General features: G+C 69.9%; 20 protein-coding genes and 1 tRNA gene. 15 read left to right on the forward strand and 6 right to left on the reverse strand.

Annotated elements, in window-relative coordinates:
* Nucleotides 1-48: 48 nt before the first annotated feature.
* From VFF97_RS11015 to VFF97_RS11035, 5 genes are read left to right on the forward strand one after another with little or no spacing between them, the layout of a single operon-like run.
* Entirely contained in the window at nt 49-1,125 is a 1,077-nt protein-coding gene (locus VFF97_RS11015) for an aspartate-semialdehyde dehydrogenase (protein WP_325033549.1), read from the forward strand.
* 22 nt (nt 1,126-1,147) lie between these two features.
* Nucleotides 1,148-2,659 (forward strand): malate:quinone oxidoreductase, encoded by a 1,512-nt coding sequence (locus tag VFF97_RS11020; protein ID WP_325033550.1) that lies wholly within the window; start codon nt 1,148-1,150, stop codon nt 2,657-2,659.
* A 25-nt stretch (nt 2,660-2,684) separates the two neighbouring features.
* On the forward strand, nt 2,685-4,652 hold the full coding sequence (locus VFF97_RS11025; protein ID WP_325033551.1) for a DUF2207 family protein: 1,968 nt from the start codon (nt 2,685-2,687) through the stop codon (nt 4,650-4,652).
* 25 nt (nt 4,653-4,677) lie between these two features.
* The gene (locus tag VFF97_RS11030) at nt 4,678-5,103 is read left to right on the forward strand and encodes a pyrimidine dimer DNA glycosylase/endonuclease V (protein WP_325033552.1); all 426 of its coding nucleotides are present in this window, start codon (nt 4,678-4,680) and stop codon (nt 5,101-5,103) included.
* Between the two features lie 19 nt (nt 5,104-5,122).
* Nucleotides 5,123-5,770 carry a thymidine kinase gene (locus tag VFF97_RS11035; protein WP_325033553.1) on the forward strand — a complete coding sequence of 216 codons (648 nt, stop codon included), beginning with the start codon at nt 5,123-5,125 and terminating at the stop codon, nt 5,768-5,770.
* 16 nt (nt 5,771-5,786) lie between these two features.
* Here the strand turns inward: VFF97_RS11035 and VFF97_RS11040 are convergent, their stop codons facing one another.
* Nucleotides 5,787-6,632 (reverse strand): DUF1295 domain-containing protein, encoded by an 846-nt coding sequence (locus tag VFF97_RS11040; protein ID WP_325033554.1) that lies wholly within the window; start codon nt 6,630-6,632, stop codon nt 5,787-5,789.
* A 70-nt stretch (nt 6,633-6,702) separates the two neighbouring features.
* On the opposite strand from VFF97_RS11040, the gene VFF97_RS11045 reads away from it, so the two are divergent.
* Together VFF97_RS11045 and VFF97_RS11050 are read left to right on the forward strand one after the other, a co-directional pair.
* The gene (locus tag VFF97_RS11045; protein ID WP_325033555.1) at nt 6,703-7,404 is read left to right on the forward strand and encodes a FadR/GntR family transcriptional regulator; all 702 of its coding nucleotides are present in this window, start codon (nt 6,703-6,705) and stop codon (nt 7,402-7,404) included.
* A gap of 30 nt (nt 7,405-7,434) precedes the next feature.
* Nucleotides 7,435-8,754: an alpha-hydroxy acid oxidase gene (locus tag VFF97_RS11050; RefSeq protein ID WP_325033556.1), complete on the forward strand. Its 1,320-nt coding sequence runs from the start codon at nt 7,435-7,437 to the stop codon at nt 8,752-8,754.
* Here VFF97_RS11050 and VFF97_RS11055 read toward each other — a convergent pair.
* The 4 genes from VFF97_RS11055 to VFF97_RS11070 all read right to left on the reverse strand — a co-directional run bounded on the left by VFF97_RS11055 (nt 8,682) and on the right by VFF97_RS11070 (nt 13,561).
* Nucleotides 8,682-9,452, reverse strand: coding sequence for an HAD-IIB family hydrolase (locus tag VFF97_RS11055; protein WP_325033557.1), 771 nt, complete (start codon nt 9,450-9,452; stop codon nt 8,682-8,684). The genes VFF97_RS11050 and VFF97_RS11055 overlap by 73 nt on opposite strands.
* A gap of 189 nt (nt 9,453-9,641) precedes the next feature.
* Nucleotides 9,642-9,715, reverse strand: a tRNA-Pro gene (locus VFF97_RS11060).
* 16 nt (nt 9,716-9,731) lie between these two features.
* On the reverse strand, nt 9,732-10,709 hold the full coding sequence (locus VFF97_RS11065; RefSeq protein ID WP_325033558.1) for a metallophosphoesterase: 978 nt from the start codon (nt 10,707-10,709) through the stop codon (nt 9,732-9,734).
* Nucleotides 10,709-13,561, reverse strand: coding sequence for a transglycosylase domain-containing protein (locus VFF97_RS11070; RefSeq protein ID WP_325033559.1), 2,853 nt, complete (start codon nt 13,559-13,561; stop codon nt 10,709-10,711). Before VFF97_RS11070 ends, VFF97_RS11065 begins: the two co-directional genes overlap by 1 nt.
* A 113-nt stretch (nt 13,562-13,674) precedes the next feature.
* Here VFF97_RS11070 and VFF97_RS11075 point away from each other — a divergent pair, with 113 nt between their 5' ends.
* On the forward strand, nt 13,675-13,896 hold the full coding sequence (locus tag VFF97_RS11075; protein WP_325033560.1) for a hypothetical protein: 222 nt from the start codon (nt 13,675-13,677) through the stop codon (nt 13,894-13,896).
* A 1-nt stretch (nt 13,897) separates the two neighbouring features.
* Nucleotides 13,898-14,365 (forward strand): RidA family protein, encoded by a 468-nt coding sequence (locus VFF97_RS11080; protein WP_325033561.1) that lies wholly within the window; start codon nt 13,898-13,900, stop codon nt 14,363-14,365.
* A gap of 6 nt (nt 14,366-14,371) precedes the next feature.
* Here VFF97_RS11080 and acs read toward each other — a convergent pair whose 3' ends face one another.
* Nucleotides 14,372-16,342, reverse strand: a complete 1,971-nt coding sequence (acs, locus tag VFF97_RS11085; protein ID WP_325033562.1) for an acetate--CoA ligase — start codon at nt 16,340-16,342, stop codon at nt 14,372-14,374.
* A gap of 408 nt (nt 16,343-16,750) precedes the next feature.
* Between acs and VFF97_RS11090 the strand changes: the two genes are divergently transcribed.
* From VFF97_RS11090 to VFF97_RS11115, 6 genes are all read left to right on the forward strand, one after another.
* Nucleotides 16,751-17,791 (forward strand): TadA family conjugal transfer-associated ATPase, encoded by a 1,041-nt coding sequence (locus VFF97_RS11090; RefSeq protein WP_325033563.1) that lies wholly within the window; start codon nt 16,751-16,753, stop codon nt 17,789-17,791.
* Entirely contained in the window at nt 17,779-18,690 is a 912-nt protein-coding gene (locus VFF97_RS11095) for a type II secretion system F family protein (protein WP_325033564.1), read from the forward strand. Before VFF97_RS11090 ends, VFF97_RS11095 begins: the two co-directional genes overlap by 13 nt.
* A gap of 39 nt (nt 18,691-18,729) precedes the next feature.
* Nucleotides 18,730-18,954, forward strand: coding sequence for a DUF4244 domain-containing protein (locus VFF97_RS11100; RefSeq protein WP_325033565.1), 225 nt, complete (start codon nt 18,730-18,732; stop codon nt 18,952-18,954).
* On the forward strand, nt 18,951-19,304 hold the full coding sequence (locus VFF97_RS11105) for a TadE family type IV pilus minor pilin (protein ID WP_325033566.1): 354 nt from the start codon (nt 18,951-18,953) through the stop codon (nt 19,302-19,304). Before VFF97_RS11100 ends, VFF97_RS11105 begins: the two co-directional genes overlap by 4 nt.
* A 3-nt stretch (nt 19,305-19,307) precedes the next feature.
* Nucleotides 19,308-19,625, forward strand: a complete 318-nt coding sequence (locus VFF97_RS11110) for an Rv3654c family TadE-like protein (protein WP_325033567.1) — start codon at nt 19,308-19,310, stop codon at nt 19,623-19,625.
* Nucleotides 19,626-19,690: 65 nt separating this feature from the next.
* The coding region (locus VFF97_RS11115; protein ID WP_325033568.1) for a toprim domain-containing protein at nt 19,691-19,867 on the forward strand (177 nt) is incomplete at its 3' end.

A 19,867-nucleotide genomic window follows, 5' to 3' on the forward strand; every position in this document is an offset into this window, starting at 1 on the left:
GCGCGACCGACGACGCCCGCGCGTCCGCTCCACGCTGAGGAACTCCCCATGACCCGCATCTCAGACACCGGACTCTCCGTCGCCGTCGTGGGCGCCACCGGCCAGGTCGGCGGTGCGATGCTCGACATCCTCGAGGAGCGCGGATTCCCCGTCCGCGAGCTCCGCGCATTCGCGACGGCCCGCTCCGCAGGATCCGACGTCGTCTTCCAGGGCAAGGCCGTGACGGTCGAAGACGTCGCGACGGCCGACGTCTCGGGCATCGACATCGCCCTCTTCTCAGCGGGTGCCACCGGCAGCCGCGCCCACGCCCCGCGATTCGCCGAGGCCGGCGCCACCGTCATCGACAACTCGAGCGCGTGGCGCATGGACCCCGATGTCCCTCTCGTCGTGAGCGAAGTGAATCCGCACGCGATCGCCGAGGCGCGCAAGGGCATCATCGCGAACCCCAACTGCACCACGATGGCCGCGATGCCGGTGCTGAAGGTGCTCGACGCGGCGGCAGGCCTCGAGCGCCTCGTCGTCTCGACCTATCAGGCGGTGTCGGGCTCGGGCAAGGCGGGCATCGACGAGCTGCTCGGCCAGGTCGAGGGCGTGCTCGCGCAGGGCGACGTCGAGCGACTCGCCCGCGACGGGTCGGCGCTCGACTTCCCGCAGCCTGAGAAGTACATCGCGCCGATCGCGTTCGACGTGATCCCGTTCGCGGGCAACCTCGTCGACGACGGCTCGAACGAGACCGACGAAGAGAAGAAGCTGCGCAACGAGAGCCGCAAGATCCTCGAACTGCCCGATCTGCGCGTCGCCGGCACGTGCGTGCGCGTCCCCGTCTTCACCGGCCACTCGCTGAGCATCAACGCCGAGTTCGCGCGGGAGATCACGCCCGAGCGGGCGCGCGAAGTGCTGTCGGATGCCCCGGGAGTGACGCTCGAGGAGGTGCCGACGCCCCTCCAGGCGGCGGGCAAGGACGCGTCGTTCGTCGGCCGCATCCGTGCCGACCAGTCGGCGCCCGAGGGCAAGGGGCTCGTGCTGTTCATCTCGAACGACAACCTGCGCAAGGGAGCTGCGCTCAACGCCGTGCAGATCGCGGAGCTCGTCGCCGCGGGGCTCACGGCCGTCCAGACCCCCTGACGCACCGACCTAGAATTGTCTGGTGACCGAAACCACTGATGCGAGCACCGTTCCGAGCACGGACGCCGACGTCGCCGACGTCCTGCTGATCGGAGGCGGGATCATGAGCGCCACCCTCGGCACTCTGATCTCCGAGCTGCAGCCCGACTGGAAGATCGTCGTCTACGAGCGCCTGTCCGATGTCGCGCTCGAGAGTTCGAACGCCTGGAACAACGCGGGCACCGGTCACGCCGCGCTGTGCGAGCTGAACTACATGCCCGAGGGCCCCGACGGCAAGCTCGACCCGTCCAAGGCCATCGCGATCAACGAGCAGTTCCAGCAGAGCCGCCAGTTCTGGTCGTCGCTCGTCGACGAGGGTGTGCTCGACGAGCCGTCGACGTTCATCAACGCGACCCCGCACATGACCTTCGTGCGCGGCGAGAAGGACGTGGCCTTCCTCAAGAAGCGCTACCAGGTGCTCAAGGAGCAGCCGCTGTTCGCCGGCATGGAGTACAGCGAGGACTCGCGCGTCATCAACAAGTGGGCCCCGCTGCTCATGCAGAAGCGCCGCAAGGGCGAGCCGTTCGCGGCGACGCGGGTCCCCGCGGGCACCGACGTCGACTTCGGCGCACTCACACGCCAGCTCTTCGACGCGCTGGGCAAGCGCGGCGCGCAGGTCGTCACGAACCGCGAGGTGCGCAACCTCAAGCGCCAGAAGGATGGCACGTGGCTCGTCAAGTGGCGCAACACGATCGGCCTCACACCCGGTGAGATCCGCGCGCGTTTCGTGTTCGTGGGCGCCGGAGGCTGGGCGCTGAAGCTCCTGCAGCGCTCCGGCATCCCCGAGATCCGCGGCTACGGCGTCTTCCCGATCGGCGGCCAGTTCCTCAAGACGACGAACCCGGCGCTCGTGGCGCAGCACAAGGCGAAGGTCTACTCGCAGGCATCCGTCGGCGCTCCGCCGATGTCGGTGCCGCACCTCGACACGCGCGTCGTCGACGGAGAGGCCTCGCTGCTGTTCGGCCCGTTCGCGACGTTCAGCCCCAAGTTCCTCAAGAACGGGTCGATGCTCGACCTCGTGACCCAGGTGCGCCCGAGCAACATCGGGCCCATGCTCAAGGTCGCGTGGGACAACCCGAGCCTCATCAAGTACCTCGTCGGCGAGCTGTTGAAGACGCATGCGAAGAAGGTCGAGAGCCTCCGCACGTTCATGCCGACGGCGAAGGACGAGGACTGGGAGCTCATCCAGGCCGGCCAGCGCGCGCAGGTCATGAAGAAGGACCCTGAGAAGGGTGGCATCCTGCAGTTCGGAACCGAGGTCGTGACGGGCGCCGACGGCACGATCGCGGGACTCCTGGGCGCCTCGCCCGGCGCGTCGACCGCGGTCTCGATCATGCTCGGTCTGCTCAAGTCGTGCTTCCCCGAGCGCATGGACGAATGGGAGCCGCGTTTGCGCGAGCTCATCCCGAGCTACGGCTCGACGCTCAACGTCGACCCGGAGGCGGCGAGCGAGTCCCTCAGCGAGACGGCCGAGGCGCTCGCACTCACGGCGTGACCCGCTCGGCCCCTAGGCTGAGCGCATGCGGCTGAACTGGGGGCGGCTGGCCAAACGAGCGAGCGCGCTCGCCGTGGTGCTCGTGCTGGCGTTCGCGCCGCCGGCCGCGGCATCCGGCATCGGGCCCGACCCCGCCGACGTCCAGAACTTCACGTACGACTCGTTCGACGCCGAGTACTGGCTCGTGCGGGCAGCCGGGGGCGCGAGCGCGCTCTACACGACCGAGACGATCGGCGCGCGCTTCCCCGACTTCGACCAGAACCGCGGCATCGTCCGCACCCTGCCGCGCACCGACTCGGGCATCGACCTGCAGACGCAGGTGATGGACGTCACGGGTGAGGGCGGCGCGCCGATCCCATGGTGGACGGAGTTCGACGAGGACTGGCTCTACATCCTCACGGGCGACGACTCGTTCGTGCACGGCCGGCAGACGTACGTGATCTCGTACACGATGCGCGACGTCGTGCTGCGCTACGAAGACACCGACGCCGACGAGTTCTACTGGGACACGGTCGGCACCGACCACCCGCAGCCCTTCGACGCGGCCGGAGCACGCGTGCGCATCGCGGGCGACGCCGCCGACGGCCTGCTCGCCGGGAGAGCGTTCTGCTACCAGGGCGCGGCGGGCTCGACCGACCCGTGCACGATCACCGGTCCGGCAGGTGGGGGAGAGTGGCCGGCTCACGTCACCGCGTGGGCGGCTTCGCTGGGGGCGTCGGATGCCGCATCCGACGCCGTCGAGTTCACGGTGCCCGCCGTGCGGCTCGGCCCGGACGAGAACGTCACGGTCGCGATCGGCTTCGAGCAGGGGACGTTCGCAGCGCCGAGCCCACCACCCCCGCCGCCGTACCCGTGGTGGCAGTGGATCCTGCCTGGGGCGGCACTCCTCGCCGGCGTCGGCGGGCTCGTGTTCGTGTTCGTCATGCGCCGCGTGCTGCGCCGCAATCCCGACCGGTCGCCCGTCATCGTGCAGTACACGCCGCCCGAGGACGAGTCGCCCACGATGTCGGCGGCCGTGCTCGACGTTCCCGAGCGCGCGCTCGCCGCGCACGTCGTCGACCTCGCGGTGCGCGACGTCATCGAGATCCGTGCGAGCGGAGACCGCGACCGCCCGGCCGACTTCGACCTCGTCCTGCGCAGCAGGGACGGGCTCGACGGCGACGACCGGCGTCTCATCCAGGCGCTGTTCGGCACGAAGGCGGGGCCGGGGGCGACGCTCGATCTCGGGAGGTTCACCGTCAAGCCGCCGAACCGCGCGGTGTCGTACGTGCGGAGCATCGGCGACCGCGTGCGGCGTCGCGGCTACCGCGGCGCGATCCCGGCGTGGGTCGAGAACGTCCGGCTGGCCGCGATGGTGGTGGGTGTCGTGCTCGCCTTCGTCCTGCTGTTCTTCGTCGACGAGATCCCCGTCCTCGCGGACCTTCCGGACGGGCTCGGCACGCTCGTGTACGGCGCTTCGGTCGCGAGCGGGTTCATCGCCTTCATGGTGCCCGGCCTCAAGCTGCCCGCCCCCCTCACGCTCGCGGGCGGGCGCCACCGGACCTATCTCGAGGGCATCCGCGAATACCTCGAGCTCGCCGAGGAGGAGCGCCTGCGCGCCGCCCAGACGCCGCAGACGGCAGACCTCGTGTCGGCCGGGCGCCGACCGTACGGCGAGACGCCCAATGCGCCGGGGGCCGATGTGGTCAACGTGTACGAGCGGCTCCTTCCCTACGCGGTGCTGTTCGGCATGCAGCGCGAGTGGCTCGAGGTTATCCGGTCCGCCGCACCCGCCGAGGTGCAGGCCGCGCGCGTGTCGCTCTTCGACGTCGTGGCCTCGAACTCGCTCTCCGATGCGTCGCGCTCGATCGGGCGCCTCGCCGCGACACCCGTCTCGCGGGGATCGTCCGGATCGAGCAGCTCGTCGAGCTCGGGATGGTCCTCGTCGGGCGGCTCATCCGGCGGCGGCTTCTCGGGCGGGGGCGGCGGAGGAGGCGGCTTCGGCGGGCGCTGACCTGCGCTTGTGAGACGCTTGCAGCGTGAGGCTGTGGTCGCTGCATCCGTCGTCGCTGGATCGTGCGGCCCTCGTGGCGTGCTGGCGCGAAGCGCTGCTGGCGCAGAAGGTGCTCGCGGGCGGGACCGTCGGGTACACGCGGCATCCGCAGCTTCAGAGGTTCCGCGAGTGCGACGACCCGCTCGCCGCCGTCGGCCACTACCTCGGCACGCTCGCCGACGAGGCCGACGCGCGCGGCTACCGCTTCGACCGGACGAAGATCATGAGACCGGATGCCGCGCCCCCGCGAATCCCCGTCACCGAGGGGCAGCTCGCGTACGAGGCCGCCCACCTGCGTGCGAAGGTGGCCGCGCGCGACGCGGACTGGCTGCCGCGGCTGGCGGGGGAGGCGACGGCGGGGACGACCTTCGTCGCCGAACCCGGTCCCGTCGAGGGGTGGGAGCGCCCCTGAGGGCGACTACGCTCGGTTCGTGGCCAAGCTCTACTTCCGCTACGGGGCGATGAACTCCGGCAAGTCGACGGCTCTCCTGCAGGCCGCGTACAACTACGAGGAGCGCGGGCAGCACGTGCTGCTGGCCAAGCCGGCGATCGACACGAAGGGCGCCGAAGAGATCACGAGCCGGCTCGGCGTGACGCGTGAGGTCGACTTCCTCATCCGACCCGACGACGACGTGCGCGCACTGTTCGCCGAGCACCGCGCACGCCTGCGTCGCGCCGAGATCGACACGCTCATCCCCGACCACGGCGGCATGTCGGCCGACGTCGCGTGCCTCCTCGTCGACGAGGCGCAGTTCCTCACGCGCGACCAGGTCGACGACCTGCTGCGGATCGTCGTGCTCGACGGCGTCCCGGTGCTCGCCTACGGCATCCGCACCGACTTCCGCACGCAGGCGTTCCCGGGATCGCGTCGTCTCCTCGAACTCGCGCACACGCTCGAGGAGCTCAAGACGATCTGCCGGTGCGGCCGCAAGGCGATCTTCAACGCGCGCCTGGTCGGCGGCAGGTTCGTGTTCGACGGTGACCAGGTCGCGATCGACGAGCTCTCGGCCGACCGCGTCACGTACGAGTCGATGTGCGCGGAGTGCTACCTGCGCGAGTCGGGCGGTCGCCTCGGCTAGGGGCCGTTGCGCGCGGTTATGCGTGCGCCTCGGCCTCGCGGCGGCGGCGCGGGGGCAGAGGCACGATCATCGACGTGGTGCGCTTGTAATCGGCGTACGCGGGGTACTTCGACGCCGAGATCGACTCGGTGAAGATCGTCGACCCGATGAAGAGCACCGTCAGCAGGAACGCGCCGACGATCGTCCAGTTGAACGCGCCGCCCCACAAGCCGAGACCGGATGCCACGGCGGCGGTCGCGCCGAGCGCGTAGAACGTCCACCACTGCGCCTGCTCGAAGAAGAAGTTCGGGTGGCGGCTGAAGCGCCACAGGCCCGTCGTCACGAATCCGGGCTCGAGTCGCCCGCCTGCCGCCTTCTTGGCCTGGTGGAAATCCCACTGCTGCTGGTCGGCGATGAACTCGCCGATGAGGAAGGCGACGAAGAGCGCTGCGAACGCGGCGTCCCAGCCGTTGAACGCGGCGGGGTGCAGGTACGCGATGTAGGCCGGGAGCGTGATGAGCACGAGCAGCGCGTTCTGGTACAGCACGATGAAGAACAGGTTGAACAGCTGGAACTGCCACGGCTTCATGCGAGCCCGCAGGATCGCCCACCGGTAGTCCTCCATGCCCGTGTAGCCGCCCTTGCGCGCGAAGTTGAAGGTGAGGCGCACGCCCCACAGGGTCGCGAGCACGGCCATCACGATCAGTCGCGTCGCGTCGACCCCCGCGAGTATGCCGGCGATCGCGAAGATCCACACGTACACGAAGGGCACGATCGACCACAGCCGGTCGACCCACGAGGTGTCCTTCGTGATGAGCGAGCTGATCCAGCAGAAGGCGCACGCGACGCCCGCGACGATGAGGACGAGGACGAGGGGATCCATGTCGTCAGAGTAGCGGGTTGCACGACCGCGAGACGCTGGCGTAGTGTGGTCAGACCAAAGGGGGATCAGCGTGGCGGAGCAAGCACGGGCGTGGCGCCTCGTCCTCGACAGGATCGAGGCGGACATGTCCGCGGGCAGGCTGCGGCCAGGCGACCGGCTGCCGTCGGAGCGCGACCTCGTCGCGCAGCTCGGGGTCGGCCGATCGAGCGTCCGCGAGGCGCTCCGCGTGCTCGAGGTCATGGGCCTCATCCGCACCGGCACGGGCTCAGGGCCCAACGCGGGCGCGATCGTGATCGCATCCCCGACGGGCGGCTTCTCCGCGCTCCTGCGGCTGCAGGTCGCCGCTCAGGGGCTCCCGATCGGCGACGTCGTCGCGACGCGACTCCTCCTCGAGGAGTGGGTGGCGCGCACCCTCGCGGAGGCATCCGACGCCGACCTCTCCGCCGCGGTCGACACGCTCGACGCGATGGAGGACGGTGCGCTCACGCCCGCCGAGTTCCTCGCGCTCGACGCCGCCTTCCATGTGGCGCTCGCCCAGGCATCCGGCAATCTCGTCGTCGCCGCGACGATGGAGGGCCTGCGCTCGTCGATCGAGGACTACGTGCGCGGAGCGGTCGAGAGCATCCCCGACTGGGTGGCCGAGGCCGAGCGGCTGCGCAGCGAACACCGCGGCGTCCTCGACGCGATCACGGCGCGAGATGCGGATGCCGCGGCGCGCCGCGTGCGCGATCACATCACGCATTACTACGAGAACACGCGTCCGCACGCCTGACGCGTGTCCGAAGACGAGAGGTACCCACGCATGGTCCAGCGCCAGCTGCCCAAGATCCCCGAGCTCATGGAGCTCATGCAGTTCAAGCGGCCCGACCTCAACGCCCGCCGACGCCGCCTCGACAAGGCCCTCACGATCTACGACCTGCGCGCGATCGCGAAGCGCCGCACCCCGCGCGCCGCGTTCGACTACACCGACGGCGCGGCCGAGGGCGAGCTGTCGCTCGCGCGTGCGCGGCAGGCGTTCGAAGACATCGAGTTCCACCCCTGGATCCTGCGTCCGGCCGAGTCGGTCGACATGTCGACCGAGATCCTCGGCGGACCGTCGACGATGCCCTTCGGCATCGCCCCGACCGGGTTCACGCGGCTCATGCAGACCGAGGGGGAGTCGGCCGGGGCATCCGCCGCCGGCGCCGCCGGCATTCCGTTCACGCTCTCGACGCTCGGCACGACCTCGATCGAGGACGTCAAGGCCGCGAACCCGCACGGACGCAACTGGTTCCAGCTGTACGTCATGCGCGACCGCGAGATCTCGTACGGGCTCGCCCGCCGCGCGGCGGCCGCGGGCTTCGACACGATCATGTTCACGGTCGACACGCCGGTGGCCGGTGCGCGACTTCGTGACAAGCGCAACGGATTCTCGATCCCGCCCCAGCTCACGCTGTCGACGATCATCGACGCCATCCCGCGGCCGTGGTGGTGGTTCGACTTCCTCACGACGCCCAAGCTCGAATTCGCGTCGCTGTCGACGACGGGCGGCACCGTCGGAGAGCTGCTCGACGCCGCGATGGACCCGACGATCAGCTACGAGGATCTCGCGATCATCCGCGACCTGTGGCCCGGGAAGATCGTCGTGAAGGGCGTTCAGAACATCGAGGACTCCAAGCGGCTCGTCGATCTGGGCGTCGACGGCATCGTGCTGTCGAACCACGGCGGCCGCCAGCTCGACCGCGCCCCGATCCCGTTCCATCTGCTGCCGCACGTCGTACGCGAGGTCGGGCGCGATGCCACCGTCATGATCGACACGGGCATCATGAACGGCGCCGACATCGTGGCATCCGTCGCCCTCGGCGCGAAGTTCACGCTCGTCGGACGCGCATACCTCTACGGCCTCATGGCGGGCGGCCGCGCGGGCGTCGACAAGGCCATCGCGATCCTGCGCAACGAGATCGAGCGCACCATGAAGCTGCTCGGCGTCGCGTCGCTCGAGGAGTTGGAGCCGAAGCACGTCACCCAGCTCACGCGGCTCGTGCCGGTGGGGGCAGGAGAACCGCGCGGTCAGCGTCGAGGCAACGTCGGAATGAGCCTGTCGAGGAACTCGGCCGTGTCCTCCCAGCCCTCGACGGCCTGACACGGCACGCCCATCGCGAGCACCGGATAGTCGTTGCCGTCGGGATCGAGACGGTCGCCGACGAAGAGCATCTCGTCGAGCGGGATGCCCGTCTGCTCGGCGAGCTGCCGCATGCCGTACGCCTTGTCGATTCCCTCATGCGTGATGTCGACGGACGTGGTGCCGCCGGAGCGCACCTCGAGGTCGGGGAGCAGGGCCGCAACGGCCTCGCGGAGCGCGTTCTTCTTGGCACCCGTCGGGTCCCACGCCGTCTTGGCTTCGAGCGGAGCGCTCTGGCCCAGCGCGGAGAACGTGATCTGCGAGCCGCGGTCCTCGATGATGTCGCCCCACGTCTCGGTCTCCCACAGTCCGAGACGCTTCGCCTCGGACTCGAGGGCCGAGACCGCCCGGCGCTTCTGGTCGTCGGTGAGCGCGTGCGCGTAGATCTTCTCCACCCCGCCCTCGCGCAGCCGGTAGTACTGCGTGCCGCACGTGGGGAGCAGATGGATGTGGGCGAGGACGGATGCCGGAGCCTCCGGAAGCCGGTCGACGACCTGCTTCTCGAACTGGGCCAGCTGACCGCCCGAGATGACGGCGACCTCGACCCGCTCGGCCAAGGCGATGAGCTGGTCGCCGATGCGTGCGTCGATCGGGCTCTTCGACGGCGCCAGCGTGTCGTCGAGGTCGAACGAGACGAGACGGATGGGCTTCGGGCTCATCTCATTCCTCGTCGTCGATTTCACAATGTGGTCGGGGTGACAGGATTTGTCCCCACCGCCACTCCACGGATCGCTGCGCGCTCCGCGGAGCCTCCGGCGGCGTGGGCCCACCTGCGCGTGCAGGCTCCGCGTCCGGTCACCAGATAGATCAATCCGGCAACCACCTGCGGCGGCTGCCGGATTCATCAGTCGGGGTGACAGGATTTGAACCTGCGGCCTCTTCGTCCCGAACGAAGCGCGCTACCAAGCTGCGCCACACCCCGTGGCAACCCGTCGAGTCTACCCGATCCCGGAGCGTGCTCCGAACCGAGCCGCCTGGCCGGACGCGTCCCTCGCCACGAGGGTGATGAGCGATGCCTCGGGAGGACAGGCGAACCGCACGGGGGCGTAGATGGAGTGGCCGAGGCCCGCGCTGACGTTGAGCGGGAGGTCGGTTCCGCGGTGGCTCCACTCGCTCAGACCGCGCGCTTGGCGCAGCGGGATGTCGCAGTTCGCGACGAGCGCGCCGAAGCCGGGCAGGCGCACCTGGCCGCCGTGCGTGTGCCCCGCGAAGATCATGTCCGCGCCGAACTCGGTGAACGCGTCGAGCACCCGGCGGTACGGTGCATGGGTGACGCCGATCGCGAGATCCGACGGCTCGTCGTCGCGCGCTTCCTCCAGGGCATCCGGAATCTCGTCGAGTCGATCCCACCGGCGGTGGGCGTCGCTCACACCGAAAGCGTCGATCGTCAGCCCCGCGACCTCGAGCCGTGCGGCGGCGTTGTTCAGATCCGCCCACCCGAGATCGTCGGTGAGGTACTCGTCGAGTGCCGCCGTGTCGAGGGGTTCCTCCTCGGTGCGGATCTTCGACGGTCCCGTGAAGTACTTGAACGGGTTGCGCGGCGACGGGGCGGTGTGGTCGTTCGAGCCGTGCACGAACACTCCGGGAATGCCGCGGAAGGGCGCGAACGCGGCACGCAGGCCGCGGAGGCCCTCGGCGTGACCGAGGTTGTCGCCCGTGTTGACGATGAGGTCGGGGTGCAGGTCGATGAGGGACGCGATCCACCGCTGCTTCCGCTTCTGCCACGGCGCCATGTGCGCGTCGGAGAGGTGGAGGACCCGGATCGGCGCGGACCCCGCGGGGAGGATCGCGACCTCATGCTCTCGAAGCGTGAAGAGGTAGCGCTCGATGCCGATGCCCCACACCGCGGCGCCGACACCGACCGCCCCCACCGCGCCGAGCGCGGTGAGGGCGGTCTTGACGTTCGACGAGGCCACTAGTTGTCGCCGCCGGAGTCGCCCCCGCCGGGGCCGCCTCCGCCGCCGGGGCCACCCGGACCGCCGCCTCCGCCGCAGTCGCTCGCGGCGTAGTCGACCGTGATCTGGGTGTTCCGGTTCACGACCGACCCGGCTCCGGGGCTCGTGCCCGTGGCCCTCGGGTTGTTGACCCTGTCATCGACGGTGCACGAACCCGGCTGGACGTTGCCGAAGCCGCTGCGTTGGATGGCTCTGACCGCCTCGTCGAGAGGTCGTCCGGAGACGTCCGGCACGGCGATCCCCTGGCCGTTGCTCGGGTTGATCGTGACGACCGTGCCGCCTGCGACCTTCCCCGCGCCGGGGTTCTGCGCCGCGACGATGCCCTCGGCCTCGGGCGAGTCCACCGGGTCGCCGACGACGACCTCGAAGCCGGCGTTCTCGAGCGTCTGGCGCGCCTGGTCGACCGGCATTCCCACGACGTTCGGGAGGTCTGTGAGCACCTGCTTCGTCAGGTCGCGGTCCGGCTGCGGGAACGGGTCTCCGCCGTAGACGGAGTTCGCCGCACCCTGAATGGCGCGCGAGATGGTGTAGCGCAGGTCGGACATCTTCTGTCCGTTGTGCCAGCGCTGGAAGATGTCGCCCTTGCCGGTCGAGTTGCCCACCCAGGTCGCCGTCGCGACCTTGCTGGAGGACTGCACCAGCCAGGTCTGCCAGCTCTCATGCGTACCCGTCTTGCCGAGCACAGGCGTGCCGTCGTACGGGTTCGCCCTGTTGCCGGTTCCGCCTCGCATGACGCCCTCCAGCGCGTAGGCGGCGGTCGCTGCCACCTTCGGGTCGAGCACCTGGGTGCACGTCGTCTGGGGCGGCGTGATCTCGTTGCCGTCCGCGTCGACGACGCGGTCGATCGCGCGCGGCTGGCAGTAGACCCCGTTGTTCGCGACGGTGCCGTACGCGCCCGCCATCGCCATCGGGGACACGTTGTTCGAGCCGATGATCGAGAAGAGGTCGTCCATCCTCACGGGCTCGCCGTTGCCCAGCGTCACACCCATCTTCGTGGCGACGTTCTTGATGTCGCACAGGTCGAGTTTCTCGGCCATCGCGAAGAACCCCGTGTTGAGCGAGTCGCGCGTGAACTTCATCGGGGTGCCGACGTACCCGCGCTGGTTGTTGAAGTTCTTGACGATGACGTTGCCGGTGTTGACCCAGTCGCCGGGGCCGTTGAGCTGGCTGTTGCAACTGTTGGTGAGCCGCTTGATGGGGCGCACGTTTCCGTTGACCACCTCGTTGACCGAGTGGCCCTTCTCGAGCCAGTCGATGAGCGTGAAGAGCTTGAACGTCGAACCCACTTCGAAGCCGCCCGAGCGGCCGTACTTCTGATCGGCGGCGAACACGAGCGAACTGTAGTTCGGGTCGTCCGCGAGCGTGCCGTCCTCGGAGAACTTCGTGTTCTGCACGACCGACAGGATGCGCCCGGTCGAGGCTTCGATGCTGATGCCGGCGGCACCGAACTTGCCGGTGTTCGCATCGACCATGCCCTCGACGGAGGTCGGTGCCCACTCGGTCATCGCCTGCTCAGCGGGACCCTGAACACGGACGTCGAGCGTCGTGTAGATCTTGAGGCCGCCGCGCTTGAGCGCGTTCAGGCGGTCCTCCCGCGTCTCGCCGAAGGCGGGATCGGTCTCGATGATGTTCTTCACGAGCTGGCAGAAGTACGCCGCGCCGCCCGCTGCGACACAGCCCGTCGTGGGCTGGTGGATGTTCGGCGTGATCGGCTCGATCACCGCAGCGTCGTACTGCTCCTTCGTGATCTTGCCGTCGTCGAGCATCCGGCTCAGCACGTACAGCTGGCGACCCTTCGTCGCCGAGTAGCCGTCGGCGGCCGCGATGTACTGCTCTTCGGTGATCTCGCCGTTCGCAAGCTTCGTGTTGAGCGCGCCGACCTGCTTCTTCGCGATGTCGTCGACGACGCCGTCCGGGGCCTTGTTGTAGGCGTTCCCCTCGCTGTCGAACATCGTGCCTGAGGGGATGTCGATGCGGTAGGAGTTCGGGTTCTGCACGATGCCCGCGAGCGTCGCCGCCTGGCCGAGGGTCAGGTCCTTGGCGGCCACGCCGAAGTAGTACTTCGCAGCCGCGTCGACGCCGTAGGTGGTGCCGCCGAAGTTCGCGATGTTGAGGTAGCCCAGCAGGATGTCGGTCTTCGAGTAGCGCTGCTCGAGCGAGATCGCGTACCGCATCTCCTGGAGCTTGCGCTGATAGCCCTCCATGCCGGACGCGGTCGTGGCATCCGTCCAGCAGTTGAGCAGAACCTGCGCGCGGGGGATGATCTGCGGGTTGCCTTCCTCGTCGAGGACGGGTTCGCCGGTCTCGTCGAGGACGGGCTCATCCTTCGCGTCGCGCTCGCAGCGCTGGATGAGGATGTTCTTGACATACTGCTGGCTGATCGAGGAGCCACCCTGGACCTCGCCGCCGCCCTGGAAGTTCGACAGGATGGCGCGAGTGGTGCCGATCAGGTCGACGCCGCCGTGCTGGTAGTAGCGCGGGTCCTCACTCGAGAGGATCGCGTCATACATGACCGGTGCGACCTCCTCGTACGTGACCGGCGACCGGTTCTGGTCGTAGAACTTCGCGAGCTCGAGGTCCTCGCCCGTCTCGGGGTGCTTGTAGTACAACGTCGTCGGCAGCATGAGCTTGTCGATCTCGAGGACGCTCGGCAGATTGTCGAACATCGTGATCGCGCTCGTCGCCGCGGCCCCCGACAGGGCGATCGCGGGCGTGACGGTAAGGGTGACCAGAACCCCCGCTACAGCGCTGAGGCCCGCGAGTCCCGCGAGGCCTCCGAGCACGCCGCTAGCAGTCCGTTTGGTATCAGGCATAGGGTCGATCGTAGGGGAGGTTGCTGGACGAAGCCTTGGCGGACGTGCCCACTCAGGCGACTTCTCAGCCTCCGACATCCGAGAACCCGCACTCACGCCTTCCGAGGAGCCGCATGACTACGTGGGAGTACCTCACCACGCCCCTTCTCATCCACAACACCGCAGCGATCCTCAACAACTGGGGCAAGCAGGGCTGGGAGCTCGTGCAGGTCGTGCAGGGCCCCGAGGGTGGGCTCGTCGCGTACTTCAAGCGACCCGTCGGCGAGGGCGCCGGTGCGGCGAACGCGGGCCTCGGCGCCGCGGCCGAGGCGGCGAAGCAGTTCGGGGAGGCGTGACATGGGCGTCTCGCAGCGTCTCGCCGAGCTCGGCATCGAGCTTCCGGACGTCGTCCCGCCGGTCGCGGCCTATGTCCCGGCGAAAGTCCACGGAGACCTCGTCTACACCGCGGGTCAGCTCCCGATGGTCTCGGGCGCGCTGCCGGCGACGGGCAAGGTCGGCGACGGGCACGGGCTCGTCCCGGCATCCGACGCCCAGACCTACGCCCGCACGTGCGCGCTCAACGCCGTCGCGGCGGCCGCATCCGCGGTCGGGGGAGTCGACCGGCTGACCGGTGTCGTCAAGGTCACGGGCTTCGTGGCATCCGTGCCCGAGTTCACCGGCCAGCCCGGCGTCGTGAATGGAGCGAGCGAGGTGCTCGGCGAGATCTTCGGCGAGGCGGGCAGGCACGCGCGCTCCGCGGTGGGTGTGCCCGTGCTGCCGCTGGACGCCCCGGTCGAGGTCGAGGTCGTCTTCTCGTTCGCGTGACGCTCGCTACTTGAGCTGTGCCGAGATCACGCTCATGACCGCCGTGTCGGCGAGCGTCGTCGTGTCGCCGACCTCGCGACCCTCCGCGACGTCGCGCAGCAGGCGGCGCATGATCTTGCCCGAGCGCGTCTTGGGCAGCTCGCCCACGATGTAGACGTCGCGCGGGCGTGCGATCGGGCCGATCTGCTCGCCCACCCACTTGCGGAGGGTGTCGGCGAGTCCCGCGGGGGAGTGCTCGTCGAGGTAGCTCTGCTTGATGATCACGAACGCGACGACGGCCTGACCGGTCGTCTCATCGGATGCACCGACCACGGCCGCTTCGGCGACGGCCTCGTTCGCGACGAGCGCCGATTCGATCTCGGTCGTCGAGAGTCGGTGACCCGACACGTTCATGACGTCGTCGACGCGACCCATGAGCCACACGTCGCCGTCGTCGTCGAGGCGCGCGCCGTCGCCGGCGAAGTAGAAGCCCTGCCGCTCGAACTTCTTCCAGTACGTCTCGACGAAGCGCTCCGGGTCGCCCCAGATGCCGCGCAGCATCGAGGGCCACGGCTCGGTGATCACGAGCAGGCCGCCGTTGCCGTTGCCGACGTGCGTTCCGTCCTCGTCGACGACGTCCACGGAGATGCCGGGGAGCGCGACCTGGGCCGCACCCGGCTTCGTCTCGGTGACGCCCGGCAGGGCCGAGATCATGATCGCGCCGGTCTCGGTCTGCCACCACGTGTCGACGATCGGCGCCGTCTTGCCGCCGATGATCTTGCGGTACCACATCCACGCCTCGGGGTTGATGGGCTCGCCGACCGACCCGAGCAGCCGCAGCGACGAGAGGTCGAAGCGCTTGGGCACCTTGCGGCCGATCTTCATGAACGAGCGGATCGCTGTGGGGGCGGTGTAGAGGATCGTGACGCCGTACTTCTCGACGATCTCCCACCAGCGACCCGGATGCGGCGTGTCGGGCGTGCCTTCGTAGAGCACCTGCGTCGCGCCGTTGGCGAGCGGACCGTATGTGACGTACGAGTGCCCGGTGACCCATCCGATGTCGGCGGTGCACCAGAAGACGTCCGACTCGGGGTGCAGGTCGTGCACGACCTTGTTCGTGAAGGCGGACTGCGTGAGATAGCCGCCCGTCGTGTGCAGGATGCCCTTGGGCTTCCCGGTCGTGCCCGACGTGTACAGGATGAACAGCGGGTTCTCGGCGGGGAAGGCCGGGGCCTCGTGCTCGGCGGATGCCTGCGGCACCACGTCGTGCCACCAGAGGTCGCGCCCGTCGACCCAGTCGATCTCGTTGCCGCCGCGGCGGACGACGATCACCTTCTCGACCGTCTCCTGCGGTCCTGAGCCGTTGCGGTCGGAGAGCGCGAGGTCGACGGCGGGCTTGAGCGGCGAGACCTTACCCTTGCGGTAGCCGCCGTCGGCCGTGATGACGACTTTCGCGGCGGCATCGTCGAGGCGCGCACGAAGGCTGTCGGCCGAGAAGCCGCCGAAGACGACGGAGTGCACGGCGCCGATGCGCACGACGGCGAGCATCGCGGCGATCGCCTCGGGGATCGCGGGCATGTAGATCGCGACGCGGTCGCCCTGCCCGACGCCCAGGTCGGTGAGCACGTTGGCGAGGCGCTTGACCTCGTCGGTCAGCTCGGCGTACGTGACGCGGCGCTCGTCGCCGGGCTCGCCCTCCCAGAGCAGCGCGACGCGGTCGCCGTTGCCGGCCTCGACGTGACGGTCGAGGCAGTTGTAGGCGACGTTGAGCTCGCCGTCGGCGAACCACTTGGCGAACGGCGGGTTCGACCAGTCGAGGACCTCGGTGAAGGGCTTGTGCCAGTGCAGGAGCTCGCGCGCCTGCTCGGCCCAGAAGCCCTCGCGGTCCGCCTTCGCGCGGTCGTACAGGTCGGCGGTCGCGATCGCTCTCGCAGCGAACTCCTCCGGCGGCGCGAACCGTCGTGACTCGTTCAACAGGTGGTCGATCTGACTGCTCATACGGGAGCGCTCCTTCGCGGATCTCGTTGGCCGGCGTCGGCCGGACGACAGGGTCAATCTACCCACCACCCCCCGCACTCACCTACCTCCCGGCGCGCCGTCGACACCCGCTGTCACGGACACAACCGATATATCGGTACTGAGTGCAGGAATTGTTTGTCGGCGGCCTGGATTTTGCGTATGCTCAACAGCGGCCGAACATCGATTCTGGCATTGCGGCACCCGAAGCACCCCCCCCGAACTGCGGTGCCGCGCGCGGCGGCATCCCATTCCCCCCATGGGATGCCGCCCCTTATTTGTGCCCGGGCGACGTTCGTGCTTCCTCCCCAGCCGTGCGAACCCGCGTGATTTCAACGGATGCCGCGCCCCGGCGGCCGTCGCGACGACGCGCTTCCTAGCGTCGACGTCATGCCCGAGCCGTTCGTCGTCCAGCCCCGCGAGGGGAGGAGCGCGGCCGCGCCGTCTGCATCGGCACCAGCCTCGTTCGAGGAGTCGCCCGCCGCGCGGCGGGGGCGGCATCCGGCCCTCGAGCCCTTCGAGCGATACCTCGACGACCCATCGGTGACCGACGTGTTCATCAATTCGGGCGACGGGCTCTTCGTCGATCGCGGCGACGGCGCGAGACGTGCGCCCGAGTGGCGCGCGACGGAAGAAGACGTCCGCGAGCTCGCGGTGTCCCTCATCGCGGCGGGCGGACGCCACCTCGACGACGCCGCGCCCGCGGTCGACGTGCGGCTGGAGGGAGGCATCCGCGTGCACGCCGTGCTCCCGCCCGTCTCGTCCGGCGGAACCGTCGTCTCGATCCGCGTCCCGCGCGTCGCGCGCCCTCGGCTCGCCGACCTCGAGGAGCGAGGCGCCTTCGACGCCCGGAGGCGCGCGGCTCTCGAAGACCTCGTGCGGCGGCGTGAGAACGTCCTCGTGACGGGTGCGGCGGGCGCCGGCAAGACGACCCTCCTCGCTGCTCTGCTCGCGTGCGCAGACCCGTCCGAGAGGATCGTCACGGTCGAAGACGTGGCCGAGCTGAGCATCGACCACCCCCACCACGTGCGCCTCGAGGCGCGTCAGCCGAATCTCGAGGGGGCCGGCGGGGTCGCGCTCGACCGCCTCGTCCGCGAGGCGCTGCGCATGCGCCCCGACCGGCTCGTCGTGGGCGAGTGCCGCGGGCCGGAGGTGCGCGAGCTGCTGTCCGCGCTCAACACCGGCCACGACGGAGGCGCCGGCACGCTGCACGCGAACGGCCTCGCCGACGTGCCTGCGCGGCTCGAGGCGCTCGGAGCGCTCGCGGGCCTCGACGATCGCGCGCTGGCGCGCCAGGTCGTGAGCGCGATCGGCGTCGTGCTCCATGTCGAGCGCACGCGCGACGGCCGCAGGCGCTGTGCCGGTGCGGGCCGCCCCGTACTCGACGGCGCCGGGCGGCTCACGGTCGAGGAGGTGCCGTGGACGGGTTGATCCGAGGCCGATCGCAGGAACGGTCAAACGACGCGGATGCCGCGGCCTCCGCCCTCACGCTCGCGGTCCTGCTCGGCGCCGGGGTCGCAACGGCCCGCGCGTGGGATCATCTCGCCGAGACCGGCGATGCCGCGGCCGCCCGAGTGTGCGAAGCGCACGCACGAGGAGCCCCGCTCCCGGTCGCGATCGCAGCGCTCGGCGGGCGGTGGGCGGACGTCGCGGTCGCGTGGTCGGTCGCGACGTCCGTCGGAGCGCCGCTCGCCGACACGCTGCGCGGCATCGCCGCCTCGATGCGCGACGCTCAGGAGGCCGCTGACGAGGTGCGGGTCGCACTCGCCGAGCCTGCGGCGACGGCGAAGCTCATGGGCTGGCTGCCGCTCGTAGCCGTCGCTCTCGGCGCCGTTCTCGGGTTCGACACGATCGGCGTGCTCATAGGCAGCCCGTTCGGCATCGCGTGCCTGGTGGGCGGTGTCGCCCTCACCGTCCTCGCCCGACGGTGGAACGCGCACTTCGTGCGGAAGGCGGCAGACGAGGGCGCCGTGCCCGGAATGGGCGCCGACCTCCTCGCGATCGCGCTGAGCGGCGGCGTGTCGATCGATCGGGCGCGCGACGTGGTCGACGGCGCGCGGGCTGACGCATCCGTCGAGGGCGATGTCTCGTCGCTCGAGGGAATCCTCGCACTCTCGCGCTCGGCAGGCGTCCCCGCGGTCGAACTGCTCCGCGCGAGCGCGGAGCTCGAGCGTCATCGTGCGCGCGTCGAGGCGCGCGTGCGCGCCGCGCGCCTCTCGTCGCGCCTGCTGCTCCCGCTCGGAGTCTGCACGCTCCCCGCGTTCCTGCTCCTCGGCGTGGTGCCGATGTTCCTGAGCGTCGTGTCGTCGAGCGCACTCACTCTTCCTTGAACGTGCCCACCGTGATCGCAACCCATAGAGAGGAATCCCATGTCCGACACACCGAGTCCCGCCCACCGCGTCCCCCTCCCGAGGCTCACCCGCCACCGCGCCGCGCGGCTCTTCGGCGACGAGGCGGGCGCCGCCACCGCCGAGTACGCGATCGCGACGATGGCCGCCGTCGCGTTCGCGGGACTGCTCGTCGTGATCATGCGCAGCGACGAGGTGCGCGGCATCCTGACCGACCTCGTGCGCCGCGCGCTGACGGTCGAGTGATCCGCGCGTTCGTCGCCCGCGGCTCGAGCGACGACCGGGGATCGGTCGTCGCCGAGTTCGCGGTCGCGCTGCCCGCGGTGGCACTCGTGCTGCTCATCGCGGGCGGAGCACTCGCGGCGGGGGCGCGTCACGTGCGGCTCCAGGACGCGGCCGCCGACGCGGCCCGGGTCGTCGCCCGGGGCGAGCCGGTCGCCGCGGCCCAGGCGGTGGTCGCGCGGGCGGTGGCGGGCGGCGAGGCGTCCGTCGCGCATCGCGACGACCTCGTGTGCGTCGTCGCCACCGCACCGGCCGGGTTCCCCGCGCTGCCTCAGCTCTCCGCCGCCAGCTGCGCGCTCGCGGGTGGGCGGTGAGCCGTGCCCGGAACTGTGCTCGCGACGGCGGTGGCGGGGTTCGCGGCATCCGTCGCCGTCGGCCTGTGCGCGATCGCGGCCGGCGCGGTCGTCAGCCAGCGGGTCGCCGGAGCGGCCGACGCGGCGGCCCTCGCCGCGGCCGATACGGCGTCGGGGGCGATCAGCGGTGTGCCGTGCGATCGCGCGGCGCAGATCGCGGATGCGGCGGGTCTCCGACTGGCGTCGTGCGAGGTCGACGGGCTGATCTCCACGGTGTCGGTCACCGGGTCGTTCGCGGGGTTCGGCCTCGAGGCGACGGCGCGCGCCGGACCTCCGCCGTGAGCGAAGCGCGATCCGGTTCCCAGCGAGCGGAGTGTATGGTTTGCGTCGAAGAAAGGAAGCCTCCCTTGGCCAAAGGCAAGAAGCTCGTCATCGTCGAGTCCCCGACGAAGATGAAGTCGATCCAGGCGTACCTGGGCGACGGATACGAGGTGCTGTCGTCGGTGGGTCACATCCGCGACCTCGCCGACAAGCGCGACATCCCTGCCGACAAGAAGGAGGCCTACGGCAAGTACTCGATCGAC

Source organism: Microbacterium sp. (assembly GCF_035687345.1).
Classification (GTDB): domain Bacteria; phylum Actinomycetota; class Actinomycetes; order Actinomycetales; family Microbacteriaceae; genus Microbacterium.